Source organism: Peptoniphilus rhinitidis 1-13, from assembly GCF_000246925.1.
GTDB classification, from domain to species: Bacteria; Bacillota; Clostridia; order Tissierellales; family Peptoniphilaceae; genus Peptoniphilus_A; species Peptoniphilus_A lacydonensis.
The window spans coordinates 1-1466 of record NZ_BAEW01000037.1; the positions used below are offsets into that span (position 1 = coordinate 1).

At 28.8% G+C, this 1466-nt stretch carries 1 protein-coding gene and 1 pseudogene; both read left to right on the forward strand.

Going from position 1 to position 1466, the window contains the following annotated elements; translation table 11 throughout:
• Positions 1 to 183, forward strand: a pseudogene (locus RH95_RS09075) (plasmid mobilization relaxosome protein MobC); the annotation flags it as partial.
• Position 184: 1 nt separating this feature from the next.
• Positions 185 to 1466, forward strand: a 1282-nt coding sequence (locus tag RH95_RS09080) for a relaxase/mobilization nuclease domain-containing protein (RefSeq protein WP_010248896.1), incomplete at its 3' end; no start/stop codon positions are given.

The window sequence follows — 1466 nt, forward strand, 5'->3', positions numbered from 1 at the left end:
CAATGGCTACTTTCAAATGCAACAAATAACATAAACCAGATCGCCAAGGCTACTAATACAACTGGTGTTATTTACAATAATGAAATCGAATCAATGAATAAACAGATAGAAAAATTATCAAAAGAAATATGGCAGATTCATTCCCTACTTCTTAATAAATCAAAGGAAAGTTCTGGTGACTAATATGGCTATTACAAAAATACATCCTATAAAATCAACTCTAAATTTGGCAATAGACTACATTACTAAGAGTGAAAAAACTGATGAAAAAGTCTTGGTATCTTCATTCAAATGTCATCCATCTACTGCCCATATTCAGTTTATAAAAACACGAGAAAACAATGATACTAAAGGTACAGTTTTGGCTAGACATTTAATCCAATCTTTTCTGCCAGGAGAGGTTGATCCTATAAAAGCTCACGAAATTGGAATGGAATTATGTAAGAAAATTTTAAAAGAAGATTATGAATTTGTTCTTGCAACTCATATAGATAGAGGGCATATCCATAACCATATTATTTTTAATAATGTTAATTACAAGACTGGTAAATGCTACCAATCTAACAAAAAAACTTACCATAAAATTAGGTATCAAAGTGATGAATTATGTAAAGAAAATAAGCTTTCAGTCATTGATGAATATTATGAAGCTTACAAAAGAAAATATAAAACTTCTGGTAAATCCTGGTATGAATATGACCAAAATAAGAAAGGAAATTCTTGGAAGTCTAAACTACAATTTGATATAGATAGAATGATTAATAAGTCTAAATCGTGGGAAGAGTTTTTAGAAAATATGAGGTCTCTTGATTATGAAATTAAGTTTGGTAAACACATTGCTTTTCGTCATAAAGATAAGCAAAGATTTACAAGATCGAAGACTATCGGAGAAGATTATACCGAAGAAAAAATCAAAGAAAGAATAGATTTAGCTATTAAAAACAAAACTAATACTATTAAAAAACGTGTAGGAAATGTTATTGATATATCTACTAATGAAAAAGCTCAATCCTCTAAAGGCTATGAAGTTTGGGCAAGAAAACACAATATCAAAACAATGGCAGATTCAATAATTAAACTAAGAGAACAAGGAATTAATTCAATTACACAACTCGATGATCTTATCAAAAAATCTGCTGATGACAGACAAAATCTGCTAGATAAAATAAAGAAAATTGAAGCTGAAGTGAAAAGTTTATCCCAAGATATGGAAAATATAAATACTATAAATAAGTATCGTGAAATCTATAAATACCACAAGAAAAATCCTGAAGATACGCAATTTGCAGATGAGTATTATAGTGAGCTTTCCGTCTATAAAATAGCCGCTAAAGAAATATTAGAAAGATATAAAAAGCTTCCAAATACAAAAGAAATACTATACAAACTTGATGAATTGCAAGAAAAAAAGAACACCCTTATGCAAGAGTATTCTTTGAATAAAGAACTATTTTCTGACCTTGTTC